Genomic DNA, 7,815 nt, shown 5'->3' on the forward strand with positions numbered 1-7,815 from the left:
TAAATCATGAGTTTTTTAGTACAATAAAGAGTATGTCATTTATAATATGTAGGTAGGAGGAGTCAATCCATGAATCAAATCAAAATCACGTCGGAATATGTCACATTAGGTCAGTTCTTGAAGCTGTCTGATATTATCTCGAGCGGAGGACAAGCAAAACCATTTCTAGCGGAGGTACCTATTCTCGTCAACGGTGAGGTCGATCAGCGACGTGGTCGTAAGTTGCGGGATGGAGATGTTATTGACGTAGAAGACTACGGTCAATTCGTCATCAAGAACGAGGCGAACTAACGTGCGACTAGATTCGGTACGACTCAGTCATTATCGCAACTATGAGTCGCTGGAATTGTTCTTTTCTGAAAAGACGAACGTCTTAATCGGGGAAAATGCTCAAGGCAAGACGAACTTGCTTGAAGCGATCCACGTATTGGCGCTCGCGAAATCGCACCGGACGACACACGATAAGGAACTGATCCAGTGGGATGCGGAAGCAGCGCGCGTCGAAGGACGTGTCATGAAGCGGATGGGTCCCCATTCGCAGGAAATCCAGATTTCGAGTCGTGGGAAGAAGGCGAAGCTCAATCATCTCGAACAGCGGCGCCTCAGTGATTATATCGGGGCGCTCAATATCGTGTTGTTCGCACCAGAGGATTTGCACATCGTCAAAGGCAGTCCACAAGTACGGCGTCGCTTTTTAGATATGGAGATTGGTCAAGTCAGTCCGGTCTACCTGCATGAATTAAGTCAATACCTGAAAGTGTTGAAACAACGAAATGCGTTGTTGAAGCAGTTGTCAATTAAAGGGGGGGACGAGACGTTCCTCGACATTTTGACGGAACAGATGATTACGCTTGCCGTTAAAATCGTTCAACGCCGTCATCATTTCATTGCCCAGCTCGAAAAGTGGGCGCGACCGATTCATGATGGAATCAGTCGTGGACAGGAAGAACTCGTTCTACGCTATCGATCCGATACATTTAGTGATGATTCGCTGGATGTCGAAGGAATGACTGCTTCTTATACGCAGAAGTTTGGTAAAATAAAAGAAAATGAAATTAGACGAGGCGTGACGTTATTTGGTCCACACCGTGATGACTTCGAAATGGAGGTCAATGGACGAAATGTCCAGACGTACGGTTCACAAGGACAGCAACGGACGGCTGCGCTCTCGTTGAAGCTAGCAGAGATTGAGTTGATTCATGAGGAGGTTGGGGAATACCCGCTACTTCTTCTAGACGATGTGTTATCGGAACTCGATGATCATCGTCAAACCCATTTACTCGATACGATGCAACAAAAGGTTCAGACGATCCTGACGACGACGAGTGTCGAGGGAATCGCACATGAAACGATTAGACAAGCGAAGTTGTTCCACGTGAAACAAGGAGCAGTTATTTTGGAAGAGACATCCTATAAAGAAACAGTAGGTGAGAAAACCGATGAGTAATCATGAAGATATGGAATTGGAACAAGGGTACGGTGCCGATCAGATTCAGGTACTTGAAGGTCTTGAAGCCGTTCGAAAACGTCCAGGTATGTATATTGGATCAACCGCGTCGAAAGGGCTCCACCATTTAGTTTGGGAAATCGTCGATAACTCGATTGATGAAGCACTGGCTGGATACTGTGACACGATTAAAGTCACGATTGAACCAGGGAACTCGATTCTAGTTGAGGATAACGGTCGGGGGATTCCGATTGATATTCAAGAAAAAATGGGACGTCCTGCAGTCGAAGTCATTTTAACGGTCCTCCATGCCGGCGGTAAGTTTGGTGGCGGAGGCTACAAAGTATCAGGTGGTCTTCACGGTGTCGGGGCTTCGGTCGTCAATGCGTTGTCGACGAAGCTTGAAGTATTCGTTAAGCGGAACGAGAAGCTCTATTATCAATCGTATCATCGTGGTGTTCCAACACAAGATCTCGAAATCATCGGGACTTCAGAAGAGACAGGGACAATGATTCGTTTCTTCCCGGACAGTGAAATCTTCCAGGAAACACTCGAATACGATTACGATTTACTTGCGACACGTTTACGTGAACTCGCTTTCTTGAATAAAGGTCTGAACATCGTCATTACGGACGATCGTGCAGAAGAACCGATTACGCGGCACTTCTATTACGAAGGTGGAATCAAGTCGTACGTTGAACACTTGAACCGCTCGAAAGAAGTTGTTCACCCGGAACCGGTCTACGTCCACGGAACGAAGGACGGCATCGAAGTCGAAGTTGCGCTTCAATACAACGATGGCTTTGCAGCCAACATCTATTCGTTTACGAACAACATTCCGACGCATGAAGGTGGTACGCATGAAACGGGCTTTAAGACGGCGTTGACGCGTGTCATCAATGACTATGCGAAGAAGTTCGGTTTGATGAAAGAAGCAGACGGTACGTTGTCTGGGGAAGACGTCCGTGAAGGAATGACGGCAATCGTCTCGATCAAACACCCGAACCCCCAATTCGAAGGACAAACGAAAACGAAGCTCGGTAACTCGGATGCTCGAACAGCGACCGATACGTTATTCTCTTCCATCTTTGAACAGTTCATGATGGAAAACCCGACGAATGCCCGTGCAATCGTCGAAAAAGGAATGATGGCCTCGCGTGCCCGGATGGCAGCGAAACGCGCGCGTGAATTGACACGTCGTAAAGGTGTCCTTGAAGTAAGTTCACTTCCTGGTAAATTGGCCGACTGTTCATCGCGGGATGCAACGATTTCAGAAATTTATATCGTTGAGGGTGACTCAGCGGGTGGTTCTGCGAAATCAGGTCGTGACCGTCACTTCCAAGCGATTTTACCGATCCGTGGTAAAATTTTGAACGTTGAAAAAGCCCGTCTCGATAAAATTCTCGGCAGTAACGAGATCCGGACGATCATTACCGCACTCGGAACGAGTATCGGTTCAGAATTCAACATCGAAAAAGCACGGTATCATAAAGTCATCATCATGACCGATGCTGACGTCGATGGTGCCCACATCCGGACACTCCTGTTGACGTTCTTCTACCGGTATATGCGTCCGCTCGTCGAGCATGGTTATGTCTATATCGCACAACCGCCGCTATACGGAATCAAGCAAGGGAAAAACATCACGTATGTGCATAACGAACGTGAGCTGAACGAGGCCTTAGCCGCACTTCCAGAAAACGCGCGTTACGACATTCAGCGTTACAAAGGTCTCGGTGAGATGGATCCAGAGCAACTTTGGGAAACGACGATGGATCCGAGTGGTCGTCAAATGCTTCGGGTTGAACTTCAAGATGCCATCGAAGCGGATGAAGTATTCGATATCTTGATGGGAGATCAGGTAGAACCACGTCGTGACTTTATCCAGTCGCACGCGCATTACGTGAAGAACTTGGATATTTAACGTTGAATAGAGAGGGTGGCCAGACGAATGTCCGATCAACAAGGAATCATTAAAGATATAAATATTAGTCAAGAAATGCGTACATCCTTCATGGATTACGCGATGAGCGTCATCGTCGCACGTGCACTTCCTGACGTACGTGACGGTCTGAAGCCAGGACATCGTCGTATTCTTTATGCGATGAACGATCTCGGTATCCGCGCAGATAAGCCACATAAAAAATCTGCCCGTATCGTCGGTGAAGTTATCGGTAAGTACCACCCACACGGTGATTCTGCTGTTTACGACACGATGGTTCGGATGGCACAGGACTTCAGCTACCGGTATGAGCTCGTGGATGGACACGGAAACTTCGGTTCTGTCGACGGCGACTCTGCCGCTGCGATGCGATATACGGAAGCCCGTATGTCAAAAATCGCGATGGAAATCGTTCGCGATATCAATAAAAATACCGTTGATTTCAAAGATAACTATGATGGATCAGAGCGCGAACCAGAAGTCTTACCGTCGCGTTTTCCGAACTTGCTCGTCAATGGATCAAGCGGGATTGCGGTCGGGATGGCAACAAACATTCCGCCGCACCAATTAGGTGAAGTCATCGATGGCGTACTTGCGCTAACGCATAACCCGGAGATTACGATTTCCGAGTTGATGCAACACATTCCAGGTCCTGATTTCCCGACAGCCGGTGAAATCTTAGGTCGGAGCGGGATTCGCCGTGCCTATGAAACGGGACGTGGGTCAATCATCGTTCGTGCGAAAGCAGAAATCGAACAAGCTAAAAAAGACCGCGAACGGATCATCGTGACGGAACTGCCATATCAAGTCAACAAGGCGCGTCTCGTAGAAAAAATCGCCGATCTCGTCCGTGAGAAGAAAATTGAAGGCATTACGGACTTACGTGACGAATCCGATCGTCGTGGTATGCGGATCGTCATGGAAATTCGTCGTGATGCGAACGCAAGTGTCATCTTAAATAACTTATATAAACAGACATCGATGCAAACGACGTTTGGTGTCAACATGCTTGCGATCGTGGGTGGTCGTCCGAAAACGCTGACACTCAAAGAGATGCTCTATCATTACCTCGAGCACCAAAAAGAAATCGTCCGTCGCCGAACACAGTTCGACCTTGAGAAGGCGGAAGCACGGGAACATCTTCTTGCGGGTCTTCGCATCGCACTCGATCACTTGGATGAAGTCATCAAAATCATCCGAGCGAACCGAACGGCTGATGCGGCACGCGAACAGTTGATGGATCGGTTTGCTTTGTCTGAGAAACAATCGCAAGCGATTCTTGATATGCGTCTTCAACGTCTAACAGGACTCGAACGTGAGAAAATCGATGCTGAATATGATGAAATCATGCAGCTGATCACGGAACTCAAAAAAATTCTCGAAAGCGATGAAGAATTGCTTGAATTGATTCGGACGGAACTCGAAGAAGTGAAAGAACGCTTCAACGACAAACGCCGGACTGAAATTCGGATGGACCACATCGAATTCGAAGATGAAGATTTGATTCCTGAAAAAGATATCATCATCACATTGACGAGCAGTGGATACATTAAACGTCTCACGACGGATTCGTATCGTGCACAACGTCGTGGTGGTCGTGGTGTCCAAGGAATCGGTACGAATGATGCGGATTATGTAACACGTCTCTTATCGTGTTCGACGCATGATACGATCCTGTTCTTTACAAACCGCGGGAAAGTCTACCGCATCCGTGGGTATGAAGTACCTGAGATGAGCCGGACTTCAAAAGGTGTGCCGATCATCAACCTGATTCAGATTGAACGCGGTGAAAAGGTCGAGACGATGATTCCAGTTAACTTTAAACGATACCTGGAAGAGCAAAATGTCGTCGAAGAATCCATCATCGAAGCGACAATCGAATCGGATGACGACGTAACACCGGAAGAAGAAGCGGAAGAGGTACTTGATGCAGAAGAAGTCATGCAGGATGAGCAAAAATCATTAATCTTCATGACACGTAAAGGACGCGTTAAACGTTCGCCACTCTCTGCTTATGCCCGGATTAATAAAAACGGTCTGATTGCGATTCGTTTGTTCGAAGACGACGAATTGACATCTGTCCGTCTCGCATCGACAGACGATGAAGTCTTTACCGTTTCAAACCGTGGTAAGGCGATTCGTTTCCCGATCACAAACGTTCGTTCAATGGGACGTGGTGCGCGTGGTGTCAAAGCGATGAAACTAGCAGAAGAAGATATCGTCATCGGCATGGAGCTTGCGCGTGAAGAACAAGATGTCCTCGTCATTACGGAAAAAGGATTCGGGAAGCGGACACCAATGACTGAATTCCGAAGCCAGACGCGTGGTGGTAAAGGATTGATTGCAAGTAAAGTGAACGACCGGATTGGTCAAATTGCTGCCCTGCGAATCGTTGACGTCGATGATGACATCATGATCATGACAGAAGGCGGAATCGTCATTCGGACCGATTCACAAAATATTTCACGTGTCGGACGTAACACACAAGGTGTCAAAGTCATCCGGATTGAAGAAGGTGACCGTGTCGCTACCGTCGCGAAACTGAAAAAAGAAGAAAACGAAGAAACGATCGTTGATGAGCTGTCGACTGTCGTGGATGAAGAAAACATTTCTCCGGTTGTTGAAGCAGAAACAGTAATCGAAGAAACAGAAGAATAACATCAGTATGGAATAAAGAGGTACAGCAGAGTCGGACGGTAGATGTCCCTACTCTGCTGTTTTTCTACAAATAAAACTGATGAGAGAAAGGGACGAGGTAAGATGCGTATCGCAAGCGAGCGACTCATCATCGGCGATCGGGTAAAGGAGTCAGTCTTTTTACATACCGATATACCGATTGTCGAAGCTGGAAAAAAACTAGGGACAGACGAACTAAGACGCCTGAAACGGTTTTTGATTAAGGAAATCGATATTGAGGAACGACCAGAAGGTCTAGTCGAAGAAAGTCAACAAGAGATGGTTCGTCTTCAAGAAGTGAGCGAAAATCCATTCGAAGAACTTGTTGGTTCCTATAATCAAGTCTTCACCTCATGGGAACAAGGTTTCACCCCGAATACATATGAAGCTTTGAAATGGGTTAAAAACTCGATGCCCGATACAGTTCGTCGGGAAGATATTTTACCGTTCTTCCTTGAACGGGGAACGGAAGCATACACAGTTCGCCATGCGATTTATCGAGGGGCACTCGCTCAGTTGTTAGCGGAAGCAGTCAGAAAAGAACGAAAGATGATTCAAGACTTATGGACAGCCTCTTACTTTGCAGACTATGGACTCGCACGCATCATGGAGTGGCGACATACAAAACGATATGAAGCAATGCAACAAGAGATTTTCCATCGACATCCGGCGATGGCTTATCAAGCCTTACAAAACGATACGGTCATTTCAGATACGGTCAAACGTTTAATCGTCCAACACCATGAACGTCTAGACGGATCCGGTTACCCATTAAAAGCCACGGGTGATAAAATCATGGATCATACACGTCTTTTCATCGTAGCAGATGTTTTTGCGGCAATGACAAGCTGGCGTCCATACCGAGAGGCTTATACGGCATACAATGCATACGTTCACCTAAAAGCGCGGCCGATGCAGTACGATTCGAAGTACGTTACATTACTCGGACAACTTCTATTGCCGATTGGAATCGGAGATCGTGTTTTGATGAGTAACGGAAAAATTGCAACTGTCGTGCGGAAGAATGTCATCTTTGATCGTCCTGTCATCGTCTATGATGAGCAGAACCAGCAAGTCGTGAAAGACTTAATGGAAGACCGGCAGTTGAACATTATGCAGCTGATGGATTAAAGCAGACTTACTATATAGAAGAAACGCGTAGTTTAATCAGTCTGTAGATCAACTTTTCTGTAGATCAACTTTTATGAAGAGGGAAACATTTAGGTGGATCTGCTAGGAATAGGTTAGTTTTCTGTTTGAGCCGTATGTGACAAGTGTCCTGAAAAAGGTGAATGCTAAAAGTCGAAAGATACGGCTCAAAAACAGGAAGACGTGGCAAAAGCCACTTATACCAACAAAAAATGAAAGTCTAGTCAAAAGTTATAAAACAATTTTTTATGAAATTAAAATTAATTATCAAAAATGCTTGCACAATAATAAATCGCATGGTATATTATTTCATGTCCTAAAGAGGACGCACGCTTGAAACGAACGAAAAAACTTCTTTTAAAAAGTTGTTGACTTATCGTTCCAGACTTGGTATTCTAATTGAGTCGCCAAAACAGGCGCGGACGAACTTTGAAAACTGAACGATGAGGCAAAAAACGTATCTTCGGATACAAACAATGAATGAAGCGCAAGCTTCGTCAACGTGACTTTTAGTCACAAAAACGAGCAAGTCAAACACTTTATGGAGAGTTTGATCCTGGCTCAGGACGAACGCTGGCGGCGTGCCTAATACATGCAAGTC

The 7,815-nt window shown here is 46.2% G+C and carries 5 protein-coding genes and 1 rRNA gene; all 6 read left to right on the forward strand.

Translation table 11 applies throughout. The annotated features are described in order from the left end of the window. Positions 1-69 precede the first annotated feature (69 nt). A complete protein-coding gene (gene yaaA / locus KNQ02_RS11045; RefSeq protein WP_029332174.1) occupies positions 70-291 on the forward strand; it encodes a S4 domain-containing protein YaaA in 222 nt (73 codons plus the stop codon). Between the two features lies 1 nt (position 292). Next, a complete protein-coding gene (recF, locus tag KNQ02_RS11050) occupies positions 293-1,447 on the forward strand; it encodes a DNA replication/repair protein RecF (protein WP_029332175.1) in 1,155 nt (384 codons plus the stop codon). Between the two features lie 10 nt (positions 1,448-1,457). Then, positions 1,458-3,371, forward strand: coding sequence for a DNA topoisomerase (ATP-hydrolyzing) subunit B (gene gyrB / locus KNQ02_RS11055; protein WP_214808534.1), 1,914 nt, complete (start codon positions 1,458-1,460; stop codon positions 3,369-3,371). 27 nt (positions 3,372-3,398) lie between these two features. Further along, complete coding sequence (gene gyrA / locus KNQ02_RS11060; protein ID WP_214770327.1) at positions 3,399-6,047, forward strand: DNA gyrase subunit A; 2,649 nt, start codon at positions 3,399-3,401, stop codon at positions 6,045-6,047. A 102-nt stretch (positions 6,048-6,149) separates the two neighbouring features. Further along, a complete protein-coding gene (locus tag KNQ02_RS11065) occupies positions 6,150-7,196 on the forward strand; it encodes an HD-GYP domain-containing protein (protein WP_214808528.1) in 1,047 nt (348 codons plus the stop codon). A 556-nt stretch (positions 7,197-7,752) separates the two neighbouring features. Then, positions 7,753-7,815: ribosomal RNA gene (locus tag KNQ02_RS11070) — 16S ribosomal RNA — on the forward strand; the annotation flags it as partial.

This window comes from Exiguobacterium sp. s102 (genome assembly GCF_018618635.1).
Lineage (GTDB): Bacteria > Bacillota > Bacilli > Exiguobacteriales > Exiguobacteriaceae > Exiguobacterium_A > Exiguobacterium_A oxidotolerans.